The sequence below is a fragment of the Streptomyces sp. NPDC047982 genome, from assembly GCF_043204165.1.
In the GTDB taxonomy this organism is placed as follows: Bacteria; Actinomycetota; Actinomycetes; order Streptomycetales; family Streptomycetaceae; genus Streptomyces.
The window spans coordinates 159421-175945 of the sequence record NZ_JBIDBS010000012.1; the positions used below are offsets into that span (position 1 = coordinate 159421).

The 16525-nt window shown below is 71.9% G+C and carries 13 protein-coding genes; 11 read left to right on the forward strand and 2 right to left on the reverse strand.

Annotation, left to right across the window (positions count from 1 at the left end):
* Nucleotides 1-104 precede the first annotated feature (104 nt).
* The 4 genes from hutU to hutI all read left to right on the forward strand — a co-directional run bounded on the left by hutU (nucleotide 105) and on the right by hutI (nucleotide 5987).
* Entirely contained in the window at nucleotides 105-1766 is a 1662-nt protein-coding gene (gene hutU / locus ACGF2V_RS17185) for a urocanate hydratase (RefSeq protein WP_362706648.1), read from the forward strand.
* A 125-nt stretch (nucleotides 1767-1891) separates the two neighbouring features.
* The gene (locus ACGF2V_RS17190; protein WP_362706820.1) at nucleotides 1892-3112 is read left to right on the forward strand and encodes an allantoate amidohydrolase; all 1221 of its coding nucleotides are present in this window, start codon (nucleotides 1892-1894) and stop codon (nucleotides 3110-3112) included.
* Nucleotides 3103-4497, forward strand: a complete 1395-nt coding sequence (locus tag ACGF2V_RS17195) for a formimidoylglutamate deiminase (protein WP_362706645.1) — start codon at nucleotides 3103-3105, stop codon at nucleotides 4495-4497. The genes ACGF2V_RS17190 and ACGF2V_RS17195 overlap by 10 nt, the downstream gene beginning before the upstream one ends.
* A gap of 317 nt (nucleotides 4498-4814) precedes the next feature.
* A complete protein-coding gene (gene hutI / locus ACGF2V_RS17200; protein ID WP_362618400.1) occupies nucleotides 4815-5987 on the forward strand; it encodes an imidazolonepropionase in 1173 nt (390 codons plus the stop codon).
* Between the two features lie 238 nt (nucleotides 5988-6225).
* Here hutI and ACGF2V_RS17205 read toward each other — a convergent pair whose 3' ends face one another.
* A complete protein-coding gene (locus ACGF2V_RS17205) occupies nucleotides 6226-7233 on the reverse strand; it encodes an RNA polymerase sigma factor SigF (RefSeq protein ID WP_362618546.1) in 1008 nt (335 codons plus the stop codon).
* A gap of 297 nt (nucleotides 7234-7530) precedes the next feature.
* Between ACGF2V_RS17205 and ACGF2V_RS17210 the strand changes: the two genes are divergently transcribed.
* The 6 genes from ACGF2V_RS17210 (at nucleotide 7531) to ACGF2V_RS17235 (ending at nucleotide 13566) form a co-directional block, all read left to right on the forward strand.
* Nucleotides 7531-7899 (forward strand): STAS domain-containing protein, encoded by a 369-nt coding sequence (locus ACGF2V_RS17210; RefSeq protein WP_362618403.1) that lies wholly within the window; start codon nucleotides 7531-7533, stop codon nucleotides 7897-7899.
* 525 nt (nucleotides 7900-8424) lie between these two features.
* Nucleotides 8425-8940 (forward strand): ATP-binding protein, encoded by a 516-nt coding sequence (locus ACGF2V_RS17215; RefSeq protein ID WP_362618406.1) that lies wholly within the window; start codon nucleotides 8425-8427, stop codon nucleotides 8938-8940.
* A gap of 217 nt (nucleotides 8941-9157) precedes the next feature.
* Entirely contained in the window at nucleotides 9158-9844 is a 687-nt protein-coding gene (locus ACGF2V_RS17220; RefSeq protein WP_362706642.1) for a peptidase, read from the forward strand.
* A gap of 97 nt (nucleotides 9845-9941) precedes the next feature.
* Nucleotides 9942-11027, forward strand: coding sequence for a hypothetical protein (locus ACGF2V_RS17225; protein ID WP_362706639.1), 1086 nt, complete (start codon nucleotides 9942-9944; stop codon nucleotides 11025-11027).
* Between the two features lie 62 nt (nucleotides 11028-11089).
* The gene (locus ACGF2V_RS17230; protein ID WP_392912489.1) at nucleotides 11090-12172 is read left to right on the forward strand and encodes a hypothetical protein; all 1083 of its coding nucleotides are present in this window, start codon (nucleotides 11090-11092) and stop codon (nucleotides 12170-12172) included.
* A gap of 38 nt (nucleotides 12173-12210) precedes the next feature.
* Nucleotides 12211-13566: a hypothetical protein gene (locus tag ACGF2V_RS17235; RefSeq protein ID WP_362706816.1), complete on the forward strand. Its 1356-nt coding sequence runs from the start codon at nucleotides 12211-12213 to the stop codon at nucleotides 13564-13566.
* Between the two features lie 272 nt (nucleotides 13567-13838).
* Here ACGF2V_RS17235 and ACGF2V_RS17240 read toward each other — a convergent pair whose 3' ends face one another.
* On the reverse strand, nucleotides 13839-15329 hold the full coding sequence (locus ACGF2V_RS17240; protein ID WP_362618412.1) for an oligopeptide:H+ symporter: 1491 nt from the start codon (nucleotides 15327-15329) through the stop codon (nucleotides 13839-13841).
* Between the two features lie 489 nt (nucleotides 15330-15818).
* Here ACGF2V_RS17240 and ACGF2V_RS17245 point away from each other — a divergent pair, with 489 nt between their 5' ends.
* On the forward strand, nucleotides 15819-16496 hold the full coding sequence (locus ACGF2V_RS17245) for a response regulator transcription factor (RefSeq protein WP_362618415.1): 678 nt from the start codon (nucleotides 15819-15821) through the stop codon (nucleotides 16494-16496).
* Nucleotides 16497-16525: the final 29 nt, after the last annotated feature.

The window sequence follows — 16525 nt, forward strand, 5'->3', positions numbered from 1 at the left end:
CGGACCGCCGGACCGTTGTGCCGCCGACGCGAGGACTGTTGACTACGAGTATTCAGGACACCAGGATGTGAATAGGAGGCTTACATTCACGAGGAGGCGTCGCCATGTCAGGACCCCGACCGGTACGGGCACCGCGCGGTACGGAACTGAGCGCCCTGGGATGGCAGCAGGAGGCCGCCCTCCGGATGCTCCAGAACAACCTGGATCCCGAGGTCGCCGAGCATCCCGACAAGCTCGTCGTCTACGGCGGCACCGGCAAGGCGGCCCGTGACTGGCGCTCGTTCGACGCGATGGTGCGCACGCTGCGGACGCTCAAGCAGGACGAGACGATGCTCGTCCAGTCCGGGCGCCCGGTCGGCGTCATGCAGACACACGAATGGGCGCCGCGCGTACTGATCGCCAACTCCAACCTGGTGGGCGACTGGGCGAACTGGGAGGAGTTCCGCCGCCTGGAGGCGCTCGGGCTCACCATGTACGGCCAGATGACCGCCGGATCGTGGATCTACATCGGCACCCAGGGCATTCTCCAGGGCACGTACGAGACGTTCGCCGCCGTCGCCGCCAAGAAGTTCGGCGGAACGCTCGCCGGAACCATCACGCTCACCGCGGGGCTCGGCGGCATGGGCGGCGCCCAGCCGCTCGCCGTGACCATGAACGACGGCGTCGCGATCTGCATCGACTGCGACCCGCGCGCCATCGAGCGCCGGATCGAGCACCGCTACCTGGACGTGCGCGCCGACTCCCTCGAACACGCGCTCCAGCTCGCCGTCGAGGCCCGCGACGCCCGCAGGCCGCTCTCCATCGGCCTGCTGGGCAACGCGGCGGAGCTGCTGCCGCGCATGCTCGCCGAGGGCGCACCGATCGACATCGTCACCGACCAGACCAGTGCGCACGACCCGCTCTCGTACCTGCCGATCGGCGTCGACTTCGACGACATGGCCTCGTACGCGGCCAAGGACCCGGCGGGCTTCACCACGCGCGCCCGGGAGTCGATGGCCCGGCACGTCGAGGCGATGGTCGGGTTCATGGACGCCGGGGCCGAGGTCTTCGACTACGGCAACTCGATCCGGGGCGAGGCCCGACTCGCGGGCTACGAGCGGGCGTTCGCGTTCCCCGGCTTCGTACCGGCCTACATCCGGCCGCTGTTCTGCGAGGGCAAGGGCCCGTTCCGCTGGGCCGCGCTGTCCGGCGAGGCGTCCGACATCCACAAGACCGACAAGGCGATCCTCGACCTCTTCCCGGAGAACGAGTCGCTGCGCCGCTGGATCACGATGGCCGGTGAACGCGTCCACTTCCAGGGACTGCCCGCCCGGATCTGCTGGCTCGGCTACGGCGAGCGCGACCGGGCCGGCGAGCGGTTCAACGACATGGTCGCCTCCGGCGAACTGGCCGCCCCGCTGGCGATCGGCCGCGATCACCTCGACTGCGGCTCGGTGGCCTCCCCGTACCGCGAGACCGAGGCCATGCTCGACGGCTCCGACGCGATCGCCGACTGGCCGCTGCTGAACGCCATGGTCAACGTGGCCTCCGGCGCGTCCTGGGTCTCCCTGCACCACGGTGGCGGGGTCGGCATGGGCCGCTCCATCCACGCCGGACAGGTGACCGTCGCCGACGGCACCCCGCTGGCGGGCGAGAAGATCCGCCGGGTCCTCACCAACGACCCGGGCATGGGTGTCATCCGGCACGTCGACGCCGGATACGACATCGCGGAGTCCGTCGCCGCCGAGAAGGGCGTGCGCGTGCCGATGACGGAGGGCGACCAGTGAACCGCCCGCCCGGCGCCGAAGCCGGCGCGCACCCCCGTGCGGGTGCGGGGCTGGGCGCAGGCGCGCGCGAGGCCGTGCAGCGGGCGCCGGGCACGGCCGTAGGCGACGACTCGTCGTTCCACGCCATGTGGCGCGAACTCCTGCCGGTCGGCCGGCATCCGGACAGCGGCGGCTACCGCCGCTACGCCTGGACCGGCGCCGACGCCGAGTGCCGTGCCTGGTTCCGGGCCCAGGCCGAGGCGCGCGGGCTCACCTACGAGGTCGACCGCAACGGCAACCAGTGGGCCTGGCTCGGCGACCCGCTGGCCGGGGACGCCGTCGTCACCGGCTCGCACCTCGACTCCGTGCCGGACGGCGGCGCCTTCGACGGGCCGCTCGGTGTCGTCTCCTCCTTCGCCGCGCTCGATGAACTCCGGCGCAGAGGAGCGCAGTTCACCCGGCCTGTGGCCGTCACCAACTTCGGTGACGAGGAAGGGGCCCGCTTCGGGCTCGCCTGCGTGGGCTCCCGGCTCAGCGCCGGGCAGTTGACCGTCGAGGCGGCGCACCGGCTCCGCGACGGCGACGGCATCAGCCTGCCGCAGGCCATGGAGGCGGCCGGACACGACCCCGGCACCATCGGCCCCGACCCCGAACGGCTCGCCCGTATCGGCGCGTTCGTCGAACTCCACGTCGAGCAGGGGCGCGCCCTCGACCTCACCGGCGACCCGGTCGGCATCGCCTCCGCGATCTGGCCGCACGGGCGTTGGAGGTTCGACTTCCGGGGCGAGGCCAACCACGCCGGCACCACCCGGCTGGCCGACCGGCGCGACCCGATGCTCACGTACGCCGAGACCGTGCTGGCCGCCCGCCGCGAGGCGGAACTCGCCGGAGCCGTCGCCACGTTCGGCAAGGTCGCCGTCGAGCCGAACGGCGTCAACGCCATCCCCTCCCTCGTCCGGGGCTGGCTCGACTCCCGCGCCGCCGACCAGGACCGCCTGGACGCCGTGGTCGACGGCATCGAGCGCGCCGCCCGGGGCCACGCCGAGCGGGCCGGTATCGACCTCGACGTCGTACGCGAGTCCTTCACGCCCGTCGTGGAGTTCGAGCACGCCCTGCGCGACGAGATCGGGAAGATCCTCGCGGAGCGCGGCGGCCCCGCGCGCGACGCCGGTCGCGCCGTGCCCGTCCTCGGGACCGGCGCCGGACACGATGCGGGTATTTTGTCCGCTTCGGTCCCGACCGCCATGCTGTTCGTACGGAACCCCACCGGGATCTCGCACTCGCCGGCCGAGCACGCCGCCGAGGACGACTGCGTGGCCGGGGTGATCGCACTCGCCGACGTACTGGAGGGTCTCGCGTGCCGCTGACGACACGGCCGACGCAGCCGACGGGCGGACCCGTCACCGAGACGTACTGGCTGTCCCACGCCTGGCTCGGCACCCACGTCGAGCAGAATGTGGCGCTGGACGTGTCCGGCGGGGTCGTCGCGGACGTCCGCACCGGCGTCACCGCCCCGCCGCCGGGCTCCACCGTGCTGCGCGGGCTCACCCTCCCCGGGCTCGCCAACACCCACTCGCACGCCTTCCACCGCGCCCTGCGCTCCACCGTCCAGGTCGGCTCCGGCACGTTCTGGACCTGGCGCGAGACCATGTACCAGGTCGCCTCCCGGCTCACCCCCGACTCGTACTTCGACCTGGCCCGGGCCGTGTACGCCGAAATGGCCCTGGCCGGCATCACCGCCGTCGGCGAATTCCACTATCTGCACCACGCCCCGGGCGGCACCCCCTACGACAACCCCAACGCGATGGGCGAGGCGCTGATCGCGGCGGCGGGCGAGGCCGGCATCCGGATCACGCTGCTGGACACCGCCTATCTCGCCGCCGGGTTCGACAGCGGGCCCGACCGCTACCGGCGGCCCGACCCGCACCAGCTCCGGTTCTCCGACGCCACCGCGGACGCCTGGGCCGAACGCGCCTCCCTCCTCAAGGGCGGCGACCACGCCCTGATCGGCGCGGCCGTCCACTCCGTGCGCGCCGTCCCCGCCGCGCAGCTCGCCACCGTGGCCGCCTGGGCCGAGGAACGACGGGCCCCGCTCCACGTCCACCTCTCCGAACAGCCCGCGGAGAACGAGGCGTGCCTCGCGGCCCACGGACGCACCCCCACCCGGCTCCTCGCCGACCACGGGGTGCTCGGCCCCCGTACCACCGGCATCCACAACACCCACCTCACCGCCGAGGACATCACCCTCCTCGGCTCCTCGGGGACAGGCACCTGCATGTGCCCCACCACGGAGCGCGACCTCGCCGACGGAATCGGCCCGGCCGTCGCCCTTCAGCGGGCCGGTTCGCCGCTCTCCCTCGGCAGCGACAGCCACGCCGTGATCGACCTCTTCGAGGAGGCCCGGGCGATGGAACTCCACGAACGCCTGCGCACCCGGACCCGCGGCCACTGGACGGCGGCGGCCCTGCTGCGTGCGGCGACCGCCGACGGACACGCCGCACTCGGTCGGCCCGGGGCGGGCGTCCTCGAACCCGGCGCCCCCGCCGATCTGACGACCGTCGCCCTGGATTCCGTCAGAACGGCGGGACCGGTGCCACGGCTGGCCGCCGAAGCGGTCGTATTCGCCGCCTCCGCCGCCGATGTACGGCACACGGTCGTGGCAGGCCGGCACATCGTCCGCGACGGGCGCCACACCCTGGTCGAGGACGTGCCCGGAGCGCTCGCCTCGGCGATCTCCGCACTGCACCGCTGAGAGCCCGTCGGGTGACCTTCGCCCGATCAGAGGTCGCCCGACAGGTTCTGAGCCCGGCGGCCCCGGGGACGGCGGCTCCCGGAGCGCCTCCGACGGGCCCCGGGCCACCGCCCCCAAAATCGCCAATGGCTCCGGGGGCGGTGGCGGTCCCCGGCCCGCCGCCTGCGGCGCCCCCCGGACCGCCACCGCCCCCGGCACCGCGACGCGGGCCGCCCCCCACCCCCGCCGGACGAGTGCCCCGCGCGGCCCCCCGCCCGCCCGGCACACCCCCCGACGAGCCGCCCCGCACACCCCTACAGAAGGAGAGCAGTCGCCCGATGACGACGACCGCCATCACCCACATCGCCGGCCTGGTCACCAACGACCCCTCCCTCGGTACGGATTCCCCCCTGGGTCTGATCCAGGACGCGGCCGTCGTCATCGACGGCGACCGGGTCGTCTGGACCGGTGGATCAAGCAAAGCACCCGCCACTGACAACGTGGTCGACGCGGGCGGCCGGGCCATGATCCCCGGCTTCGTCGACTCCCACTCCCACCTCGTGTTCGCGGGCGACCGCACCGAGGAGTTCAACGCCCGGATGTCCGGCCGCCCCTACAGCGCGGGCGGCATCAGGACCACGGTCGCCGCCACCCGCGCCGCCACCGACGACGAGCTCTCCGCCAACGTCGCCCGCTACCTCGCCGAGGCGCTGCGCCAGGGCACTACCACCTTCGAGACCAAGTCCGGCTACGGCCTGACCGTCGAGGACGAAGCCCGCGCGCTGCGCATCGCCGCCCGGCACACCGAGGAGGTCACCTTCCTCGGTGCCCACGTCGTCCCCGCGGACTACGCCGACGACCCGGCCGGCTACGTCGACCTGGTCACCGGGGCGATGCTCGACGCCTGTGCCCCGTACGCCCGCTGGGTCGACGTCTTCTGCGAGAGGGGCGCCTTCGACGGCGACCAGGCCCGGGCCGTGCTCGCCGCGGGCCGGGCCAGGGGACTGCACCCCCGCGTCCACGCCAACCAGCTCGGGCACGGGCCCGGCGTCCAGCTCGCCGTCGAACTCGACGCCGCCTCCGCCGACCACTGCACCCATCTCACCGACGCGGACGTCGACGCCCTCGCCCAGGGGAACACCGTCGCCACCCTGCTGCCCGGCGCCGAGTTCTCCACCCGCGCCGCCTGGCCCGACGCCCGCCGGCTCCTCGACGCAGGGGCCACCGTCGCGCTCTCCACCGACTGCAACCCCGGCTCGTCGTTCACGTCGTCGCTGCCCTTCTGCATCGCCCTCGCGGTGCGCGACATGGGCATGACGCCGGACGAGGCCGTGTGGTCCGCCACGGCGGGCGGAGCGGCGGCGCTGCGCCGTACGGACATCGGACGCATCGCCCCCGGCGCCCGCGCCGACCTGGTCCTCCTCGACGCTCCCAGCCACGTCCACCTCGCCTACCGGCCGGGCGTCCCGCTGACCCACGCGGTCTGGCGCCGCGGCGAACGCGTCGTCTGAGCCGAGGAGCCGGGGCCGAGGAGCTGGGCCGATGAGTCCGGGCCGGGAAACCTGAGGCGAGCAGTCCGGGCGAGGAGCCCGAGCCGGGGACCTCGGGCCGAGAGCCTCGGCCGGGGAGCGCTGAGCGGGAGGACGTTCCAGGTCGGCAGACATGCGGAAGGACCCGCCCGGCGACGGGCGGGTCCTTCCGCAAAGGGGCCGCAGCGGTGCTCCGCGCGGGCACGCGTGACGTGCCCGCTCACTCCTCCAGCGTCAGGCCCTTCCGGAGCCTGGACAGCGTGCGGGAGAGCAGGCGCGACACATGCATCTGGGAGATGCCCAGTTCCTCGCCGATCTCCGACTGCGTCATGTTGGCGACGAACCGGAGCGAGAGGATCTTGCGGTCGCGGCACGGCAGCGAGGCGATCATCGGCTTCAGGGACTCGACGTACTCGATGCCTTCGAGTCCGTGGTCCTCATAGCCGATGCGGTCCGCCAGCGCGCCCTCGTGCTCGTCCTCCTCGGGCTTGGCGTCCAGCGAGCTCGCGGTGTACGCGTTGCTCGCGGCCATGCCCTCGACGACCTCGTCGTGGGTGATGCCGAGGCGGTCGGCGAGTTCGCCCACGGTGGGCGAGCGGTCCAGTTGCTGGGCGAGCTCGTCGCCCGCCTTGGCCAGGTCGAGCCGCAGCTCCTGAAGGCGGCGTGGTACGCGCACGGACCAACTGGTGTCGCGGAAGAAGCGCTTGATCTCGCCGACGATGGTCGGCATCGCGAACGTCGGGAACTCCACGCCCCGGCTGAGCTCGAAGCGGTCGATCGCCTTGATCAGGCCGATGGTGCCGACCTGGATGATGTCCTCCATCGGTTCGCTGCGTGAGCGGAACCGGGAGGCGGCGAACTTGACCAGGGCCAGGTTCAGTTCGACGAGGGTATTGCGGACGTACGAGTACTCGTGGGTGCCCTCTTCGAGGGATTCGAGCCGCTCGAAGAGCGTTTTCGACAGGGCCCTGGCATCCAGTGGCTCCACCTCGTCGAACGGGGGGATCTCGGGAAGTCCTTCGAGACCGTCGGTGACGCGGTGGGGGGCGGCGGACCGGTGGTCGACGCGGTCGGTTCCACTGCCGTCGACGGCATCCGTGGTCGTGCGGGTGCTGCCGTCGCGCGCGCCGTCCGTAGCGGTCGCGGCAGGGGAGTCTGAGTGGGTCAGTCCCACAGAAGGTGCTGACGTCGCGTCGGGGGTACGCGGTTCGTCGAGCCGGGGTGACATGGTCTCCTCCATCGTTCTCGGCATATGGCTGCCGATGCCCATACGTGTTCCTGCGGTGAAGCGGCGCCTCCGAAGCCGTTCGTGTTGGGGGGTGTCCCTCTACCCTTACCCGGTTCGGATAGAGAGTTACAAGCGCCAAATGATGCTATATGTCCGAATTGTTGAGGTCTTCGGCTACCACGTGGCGTACGGAACGCGTACTGTTTCAAGGGCGTCGACGACGACTACGACGAATCTGCGCACGCGGAGATGCGAGCGGTGACCGCAGGCAGCGACGAACGGCGAAGAGGGACGGGCATGGACCGCGGGACGGTCGGCAGTGCGAACCGGGGTCGGCTTCAGGTCGAGACCCGTACCGAAAAGGACAGCGAGATCGTGACGCCGGTGGGTGAGCTGGATCACCACACGGCCGATCTGCTGCGGGAACCTCTGGAGAGCGCGGTCGAGCAGGGGCGCGCGCGTCTGGTGATCGACTGTTCGCGACTCGAATTCTGTGATTCCACCGGGCTCAACGTGCTGCTCGGTGCCCGGCTCAAGGCGGAGGCGGCCGGGGGAGGGGTCCATCTGGCCGGCATGCAGCCGGTGGTGGCGCGGGTCTTCGAGATCACCGGGGCCGAGGCGGTCTTCACCGTCCACGACTCCCTGGATGCGGCCCTGGGCGCGTGACCGCGGGGTGGGGGGCGACGGTGTGTGTTTCGTGACACGTCCTTCCGCGGCCGGTCTTCTCGTGGCGTGCTCTTCCGTATGTCGGCCCTGCGGGGCCTGTCGTGCCGGTCCTTCCCGTCCTGCCGGTCTTCGCGGGGTCTGTCCCCAGGGCCGTCTTCCCGAGGGTCGTCATTCCGTGAGTCGCGGCTGCGCGGTGTGCCGTTCCGGGATGCGTCGCCCCGTGGTGTGTCGTTCCATGGCGCGCGCCCCGTCACGCGTGTCCCGGGGGCCTCGGGGGGATTCATGTGTTGCCCGTGTCACGCGGTTCGCGCGGACGAAATGGGTGTTGTCACGAATCGGCCGGGCAGAAGAGTCCTGATGGAGCGGTATGTGACCGCGCGTACGGCATACGTGTAGGTGCTGCGGCCGTAGGTGCTGTATTTCTACGTGCTGTATTTCTCTGTATCCGTACGTGCTGCAACCGCTCGTGCTCGGTACTGGTAACTGTTCGATGGCGACATGGTGAATCGGTGAGGTGAAGCGCTGATGAGCACCACCCGGCAGCATCCGCCGGGCGACCTCGGCCGCGAGCCGGAGGGCGCCGGCGTGGACGCGGACGCGGGCGTCGGCGCGGCTTCCTCCGATGCGGCCGGGCGGCAGTGGCGTACGTTGCCGCTGCGGGGGGTCGGCGGCGTCGTGCCGACGGCTCGTGACTTCGCCCGTCAGGCGCTCCACGAATGGGGCTGGCTCCCCGCGTCGAGCGCGGACGGGCGGGCCGCGGCCGAGGACGTCCTGCTGGTCGTCTCCGAACTCGTCACCAACGCCTGCCTGCACGCGGAGGGCCCGGAGGAGATCCGTATCGCCCATGCGGCGAAGGTGTTGCGGGTGGAGGTCGTCGACGCGGGCGCCGGACAGCCCGCGCCGCGCACGCCGCACCGGGCCGGACGGCCGGGCGGGCACGGCATGTTCATCGTCCAGCGGCTCTGTCTGGACTGGGGCGTGCTACGGGTCCCGGGCCGGCCCGGCAAGACGGTCTGGGCGGAACTGGCGGCCCCCGCCTGACGCCGTGACGGGGCGTACGCCGCCGGAGGCCCACCAAGTCTCCCCCGGGGCGCGAGCCCCGCATCCGCACTCAAAGAGCGCGCCGGATCGGCGCGCTCTTTGTCTTCCCTCCGTCAGGCGCCCGGCGTACCTTGAGCGCCCATCTGATGTGTCGTCAGCAACTCGCGTCGCATCGAAGAAGACGCGTGGCGACTTCCGGCATGAGGGGAACGACAAGGTGTCCTACCAGAAGCGAACAGCTCTCGCGCTGGCGTCCGCGCTGGCGGGCACGGTGGTGCTGATGGCCGCCCCCGCCGCCCACGCCACGGTCGTGGACGTCGACTACCGGTGCAAGACCCCGATCGGTGACAAGGGGGCCGTGTCCCCCATCGACATCAAGGGCGTGAAGAGCGGCGGCGGTTACCGGCTCACGATGTCCTTCCAGAAGGGCGTCTCGTCCAGCCCCGTCGAACTCGGCAAGGGGGCGATGAGCCCCAGCGCGGTGATCGAGGTGAGCGGTGCCGACCAGGGGGAGGTACGGGTCTCCGGGCCGCCGAACGCCGAGGCCATTGCCGCCAACTCCCCGATCAAGATAGGTGACTTGTCGGGCACGTACACCCCGAAGAAGAGCGGCAAGGTCGACTTCACCGCCGGTGTGCTCACCATCAAGGCGCTCGGTACGACCACGACCTGCACGCCCTCCAACAGCCCCGGGCCCTCGCTCCGGCTCGATGTGACGGCCGCGGGCAGCACGGGCGGGGCGGGCAGCACGGGGAACACCTCGGACGACGGTGGCCAGTTGCCGAAGACCGGGCCGCTCGACTCGGCGATGGCGCTCGGCATGCTCGGCGGCACCGTGCTGCTGACCGGTGCCGCCGGGGTGCTCTGGCTGACCCGGCGCGGGCAGGGAGCCGTCGGCCGTTAGGCCCCGCCGTCGAACTGCCGTCTGCCGTAGGACGCCGGGCACGGCCTGGCGGCCCTGCCCGGTCGAGCCAGTCGCCCTCGTGCACCAGGGAGCCGCCATGCCGTCGTCGACCGGCCACGCCGCCCGACTCGCCCTCGCCCTCACGCTGTTCACCCTTGCCACGGCCCCGGTGGCCGGTGCGCAACCCCGCACACCTGCCGCACCACCGGCCGCGCCGCCGGGTGCCGCCGCCTGGACGGCGCGGCCCGTGGCAGGCGGGTCCGGGGGGAGCGGGGGCAGGCCGTACTTCTACCTGGAGGGGCCGCCCGGAGCCGTCCTGCAGGACCGGCTCTCCGTCACCAACCCCGGTACGGCCCCGGTCACCGTACGGCTGCGCGGCGTCGACGCGTACCACGCCGAGGACGGCGGCCGCACGGTGCGCGACGGCGGGAAGGCCACCGGAACCGGGGCGGGCACCGGCGCCGGTGCCTGGCTGCGGACCGCCGCCGCGAAGGTGGTCGTGCCGGCCCGCACCCGCGCCGAGGTGCCGTTCTCCGTGACGGTGCCGACGGGCGCCGCACCGGGTGACCACTCCGGCGCGATCGTCGCGCAGAGCGGGGACCGCTCGGTGGGCGTACGGGTGCGACTGCGCGTCGGCGGGCCGACGTTGGCGGCGCTCACCGTCGAGGACGTCACCGTGGCCGCGAAGGCCGTCCGCTACACGCTGGTCAACCGCGGCAACACCGTTCTGGTCCCGCGGATCACCGTGAGCGCCGACGGGGTGTTCGGTGCGCTGCTGCGACGCGGCGCCCGCACGCTGCCGGTGGAACTGCCGCCCGGGCGGCGCGTCACGCTCACCGAACCGTGGCGGGACGCCCCGGCCCTCGACTCGGTGACGGTACGGCTGCGCGTCACGGCGGCCGGCGGCGCGCACGACGAGGCGTCGGCGCGCGCCCGTTTCGTCTCCTGGGCGCCGCTGTCGGGTGGGGCGCTGTCGCTCCTGGCCGTCGCCGCCGCGGCGGCGTACGCGTACCGGCGGCGACGCGGGAACCGGCGCACGCGGGGCCTGGGACGGCTGTCGGCGGGCGGCGGCGCGCCGGATCCCGCCTCGCACGAGGACGGTTCGCCCGGACGGCCTCCGGGCGGTCAACGCGCTCGCGACGCACGCTCATTGACGAAGACGGGAACGGGAGGGGAATCGTGACCGGACGGGCCGGACCGGCGACAGTTGGGCACCACCGGAGGGGCGGGCACCGGTGGGGCGCCGTGGCTCTCCTCGTGCTGCTGCCCGTCCTGCTGGTGCTCCCCCTTGCTTCCGCGGCCACCGGAGCGAGCGGCAGGGCGGAGGCGAAACCCGCGGTCACCCTCTCCCAGCGGCAGGCGGGCAAGGGCGGCGACATCACCGTGAAGGGCAGCGGATGGCGTCCCGGCGCACTGCTGATGCTGCTGATCTGTGGCCGGTCCACACCGGAACGCGGCGTGATCGGCGGCACCAACTCGTGTGCCAACACCGAGGGACGTGCCGTCACCACCGGAACCGACGGCGGCTTCACCAAGAAGATGCCGGTGGCCGAGCCGCCCGTGCCCTGCCCGTGCGTGGTGCACGTCGCCACCGTGACCGGTGAACAGGCCACCGCCGACGCGGTGTTCGTCGTGGCCGGGCACCCGGTCGCCGCGTTGCCGAAGGAGACCGGCGGCAGGCTCGCGGTGCTGGCCACCACCCGGCTGGAGGGGGACAGCGGGATCCTCACCTGGTTCGGCGCACCGCCCGCCCGGCGTCTGGTCTTCACTGTCGGCAACCTCGGCACCGCCCCGGTCGAGGATCCGGTCTTCCGGATCGGCACCGCGCACGGCGTGTTCGCCCCCGAGTGGGAGGAACGGGAGTGGCGCGGCACCGTCGGGCCCGGCCGCAAGGCGCGGATCGAGTTGCCGGTCGAACTGGCGGCGGGCGCCCACGGCGACTACCAGATCTCGCTGGAGTACGGCGGCAAGGTGCTGGCGGAGCAGCCGTGGGGGGTCGGCCGCCCCTGGGGCGTCACCCTTTTCTGGATCCTGCTGTGCGTCGTGGTGCCGGCCGCCGTGTTCCGGATCGGCTTGGCGATCGTCGACAAGGCACGGCCCCGCGCCGTGAGCCCCCCGGCCCGCTCCCGGCGCCGCCGCCAGGCGCGCGCGATCGCCGCGGCCACGCGTGGACGAGGGGCGCGCCGCGCGCCGGGTCCCGCGCCGAACTCCACGGACGCGCCCGCGTCCGCTTCGGACTCCTCGCCCACCACCACGGCGGCGCTGCCGTGGTTCACACCGGATTCCGCACCGTCAGGCAACACACGGACGACGAAGGGACATTCGTGAGTACGCAACGGAGAACGGTCGCGGCGGGAGTCGCGATGATGCTCGGCGGCGCGGGCATGCTGATGGCCGCGGGTCCGGCCCGGGCCGCCGACATCTCGTACCAGACGGAGTGCATACCCCCGGCCATCTCCGGGCTGCCGCCCGTGCAGGGCACCACCGTGGTGCAACTGTCGGCGCCTGCCGAGGCCAAGGTGGGGGACACGGTCGAGGTGGTGTGGAAGACGGTCCAGGCCGCCTCCAAGAACCCCGACATACTCGACCTGGACAAGGACACGGTCAAACCGACCGGCACCGTCAAGGTGGGCGGCTCGGCCACCGGCACCCTGAGGATGGAGGGGCCGCGTCAGAACCCGCCGATCCCGAAGAACAGCGCCATGATCCTGCCCGACATGAAGGGCACGCTGAAGCTGGAGAAGGCCGGTGAGATCACGCTCACCCCGGACGCGTACGACATCAACGTCTCCAAGCCGCTCTCCACGGACACCAAGTGCGCCCCCAAGGAGGCGGTGCGGCCGGGCGCGACCATCAACGTCACGGACGGCGGCTCGGGCACCACGGCGGGCGGGACCACGAGCGGTACGACGAGTGGTTCCACCACCGGCTCCACCACGGCGGGCGGCACGACATCCTCCGGCACTTCCACCGGGACGTCTTCCGGCACCTCCTCCGGGACGTCCTCCGCGGGCGGCTCCGACGGGGGCACCACCACCTCGGGCTCCGGTGGCGGCGGCGGACAGACGGACTTCCCCGGCAAGGAAGTCGCCGTCCAGTTCGCCTGCACGTCCCCCGGCCCCGCCGCCATCTCCTCCAAGGTGACGATCGGCGCCAAGAAGAGCGGCGCCGGCTACGCGCTGACGGTCAAAACCGCCAAGGGCGTGATGGACAGCCCGGCCGCGCTGCCCGCCGGTGCGCTCAAGCCCTCCATGGACGTCACCGTCGGGGGCGCGGACAAGGGCTCGGTGAAGGTCACCGGGCCCGCCAACGCGGAACCGCTGGAGCAGGGGAAGCCGGTCGACCTGCCGGACATGACCGGTACGTACAAGCCTGGCGCCACCGGGAAGTCCACGCTCAGCCCCGGCACCCTGACGATCGATGTCACGCTGGGCGCCTCGAAGATCAGCATCCCGTGCAAGGTCAAGGGTTCGGTGACCCCGTCGCTGGAACTCGACACCACGGCTCAGGAGGGCGGAGTCTCCGGCTCGGCCACCTCGGGCTCCTCGGGGTCCACCGGCACCACGTCCGGCACAGCGGGTTCCGGCGGTGGGCTGGCCGCGACCGGGGCCGAGGACCAGGGCACGCTGCGGGCGCTCGGTCTGGTCGCGGGGACGGCGATCCTGCTGGGCGGCGCCGTGTTCACCTTCACCCCGTGGCGCAGGCTCCGCGGCACGAGGTGAGCCGCCCCGCGCCACGGGGCGTGACGGCGCGACGGACATGACCCGGCGACGGGCCTGACCGCGCGACGGGCGTGACCTCGCCGGGCGATACGCGTACGCGCGTCGTCGCGGCCTACGACGCGAGGGCCGTCGCACCGGCATCAGCGGTGCGACGGCCCTCGTGAGGGGAGGGTGCTCGTCGCCGAACGACCCTCGTCGCCGAACGGATCTCGTGGCCGACCGGTGCTCGCCGTCAAACGGCTTTCACCGTCCGACGGCTCGCGGTCGCGATGTCAGCGCACGTCCCCCATGAGCTGAGAGACCTTCTTGCGGTACATCCAGATGGAGATTCCCGCGACGATCGCGAGGGCCGCCTCCAGCCCCACCACGCCGGTCTTGTTCAGGTCGACGCCCGCCAGGGACAGCAGGCTGGTGGTGCAGTCGCCCGCCGTGACGGCGAGGAACCAGACGCCCATCATCTGGCTGCCGTACTTCGCCGGAGCCATCTTCGTGGTGACCGACAGGCCGACCGGGGAGAGGCAGAGCTCACCGACGGTCTGCAGGAAGTAGATCGACACCAGCCACATCGGGCTGACCTTGTCGCCGTCCGACGTCATGGTCAGCGGCAGCATGAAGACGAGGAAGGAGACACCGACCAGGAAGAGACCCGAGCCGAACTTGACGACCGTGCTCGGCTCCTTGCCCCGCCGGTTCAGCGCCAGCCATATCCAGGCGACGACCGGGGCCAGCGCCATGATGATGACGGGGTTGATCGTCTGGTACCAGGACGTCGGGAAGTGCAGCCCCAGCAGGCTGTTCGTCGTGGACGACTCACCGAAGAGCGAGAGCGTGGAACCGCCCTGGTCATAGATCATCCAGAACACGGCCGCGGCGACGAAGAACCAGATGTACCCGGACATCTTCGACTGCTCGGTCTTCGTCAGCTCCCGGTCGCGCTTGATCCGCACCAGCACGGCGACCGGGATGACCAGACCGGCGATGGTGATCGGAACGAGCGCCCAGTTCAGCGTGTACACGTCGGTGGCGACCAGCACACCGTAGAAGACGACGGCGACGACCAGCCACAGCAGGCCCTTGCGCAGCGTCGAACGCCGCTCCTCGGCCGACAGCGGCTTCGGCACGACGTTGCTGCGGGGGTCCAGGTGGCGCGTACCGATGAGGAACTGGACCAGGCCCAGCCCCATGCCGACCGCGGCGAGGGCGAACCCGAGGTGCCAGTTCACCTTCTCGCCGACCGTGCCGATGATCAGCGGCGCGGCGAAGGCACCGAGGTTGATGCCCATGTAGAAGACGGTGAAGCCGCCGTCGCGGCGCGGGTCCTCGGGGCCGTCGTAGAGGTGGCCGACCATCGTCGAGATGTTGGCCTTCAGCAGACCGGAGCCGAGCGCGACCAGCGCCAGACCGGCGAAGAACGAGCCGGAACCCGGCAGGGCCAGAGTGAGGTGGCCCACCATGACGACCGAGGCCGCGACGACCACCGTCCTGCGCGGACCCCAGACGCGGTCGCCGAACCAGCCGCCGGGCATGGCGAGCAGGTACACCATCGCCAAGTAGATGGAGTAGACCGCGGTGGCCGTGGTCGCGCTCATGTGCAGGCCGGAGCCGGAGACCAGATACAGCGGAAGCAGGGCCCGCATGCCGTAGAAACTGAAGCGCTCCCACATCTCGGTCATGAAGAGAGTGGCCAGGCCGCGTGGGTGGCCGAAGAAGGTCCTCTCGGATCCAGAAGTACTGGCCGGGTCCTTCGTCAGGCTGGACGCCATGGTCGATCCTTGCGTGCTCGGGACGCGACGCCTCGTGAGCGTGACGCGCCCGGTGGGGGGAGGCCGGCACCGACCCGGCCGAGAGCCCACCCCACGCCTGACTGGGATTCGTCCCGGCATCGGACTCGTCGAGGAGCCGACTGACGGGGACGGGGACCGACCGCATCGGGATCCACGCCCGGTGCGCATGTGTCGCTCCGGGCCCGGCCACAGGTCATTCACTGAAGTCACGACTGGTGGGTACCAGCCGGCAGAACAAAAGAGACCCTCGGCACTAAAAGCTGCCCAAGGGTCCTTGAGTCGTGCAACAGGCTTCGGGCCACCATACGCCACGACAGAGTCCGAAATGGAAGGACTTGAGAGATGGATCACAGGCGGAGGCGGGATTACCCCTGCACATTCGAAGGTTCTCGCCCGCTTTCCGGGCGGGCCTCGCGGGGCTGTTCGATCACCTCACGACACCCGCCCCGCGCGGACTACCATCACTGCATGACCCGTGTACTGCTCGCCGAGGATGACGCGTCCATCTCGGAGCCACTGGCCCGCGCCCTGCGTCGGGAGGGTTACGAGGTCGAGGTCCGCGAGGACGGTCCGAGCGCGTTCGACGCCGGTCTCCAGGGCGGGATCGACCTGGTCGTGCTCGACCTGGGCCTGCCCGGGATGGACGGCCTCGAAGTCGCCCGCAGACTCCGTGCCGAGGGCCACACCGTGCCGATCCTGGTACTGACCGCCCGCGCCGACGAGGTGGACACCGTCGTCGGACTGGACGCGGGCGCCGACGACTACGTGACCAAGCCCTTCCGGCTGGCCGAACTGCTCGCCCGCGTCCGGGCCCTGCTGCGCCGCGGCGCAGCCGAGCCCGCCCCGCAGCCCGCCACCCACGGCGTCCGGATCGACGTCGAGTCGCACCGGGCGTGGATGGGCGACGAGGAACTCCAGCTCACGGCCAAGGAGTTCGACCTGCTGCGGGTCCTGGTCCGCGATGCCGGCCGGGTCGTCACCCGCGACCAGTTGATGCGCGAGGTATGGGACACCACCTGGTGGTCGTCGACCAAGACCCTCGACATGCACATCTCCTGGCTCCGCAAGAAGCTCGGCGACGACGCGGCCAACCCCCGCTACATCGCGACCGTCCGGGGTGTCGGCTTCCGCTTCGAGAGGAGCTGAGGCCGGCCGGGGAGGACCGGCGCCCGCAA

Coding starts and splice junctions, on each gene's coding strand:
- hutU (WP_362706648.1), top strand. CDS start 105: ATGTCAGGACCCCGACCGGTACGGGCACCGCGCGGTACGGAACTGAGC.
- ACGF2V_RS17190 (WP_362706820.1), top strand. CDS start 1,892: ATGTGGCGCGAACTCCTGCCGGTCGGCCGGCATCCGGACAGCGGCGGC.
- hutI (WP_362618400.1), top strand. CDS start 4,815: ATGACGACGACCGCCATCACCCACATCGCCGGCCTGGTCACCAACGAC.
- ACGF2V_RS17205 (WP_362618546.1), bottom strand. CDS start 7,233: ATGTCACCCCGGCTCGACGAACCGCGTACCCCCGACGCGACGTCAGCA.
- ACGF2V_RS17210 (WP_362618403.1), top strand. CDS start 7,531: ATGGACCGCGGGACGGTCGGCAGTGCGAACCGGGGTCGGCTTCAGGTC.
- ACGF2V_RS17215 (WP_362618406.1), top strand. CDS start 8,425: ATGAGCACCACCCGGCAGCATCCGCCGGGCGACCTCGGCCGCGAGCCG.
- ACGF2V_RS17225 (WP_362706639.1), top strand. CDS start 9,942: ATGCCGTCGTCGACCGGCCACGCCGCCCGACTCGCCCTCGCCCTCACG.
- ACGF2V_RS17235 (WP_362706816.1), top strand. CDS start 12,211: ATGCTCGGCGGCGCGGGCATGCTGATGGCCGCGGGTCCGGCCCGGGCC.
- ACGF2V_RS17240 (WP_362618412.1), bottom strand. CDS start 15,329: ATGGCGTCCAGCCTGACGAAGGACCCGGCCAGTACTTCTGGATCCGAG.
- ACGF2V_RS17245 (WP_362618415.1), top strand. CDS start 15,819: ATGACCCGTGTACTGCTCGCCGAGGATGACGCGTCCATCTCGGAGCCA.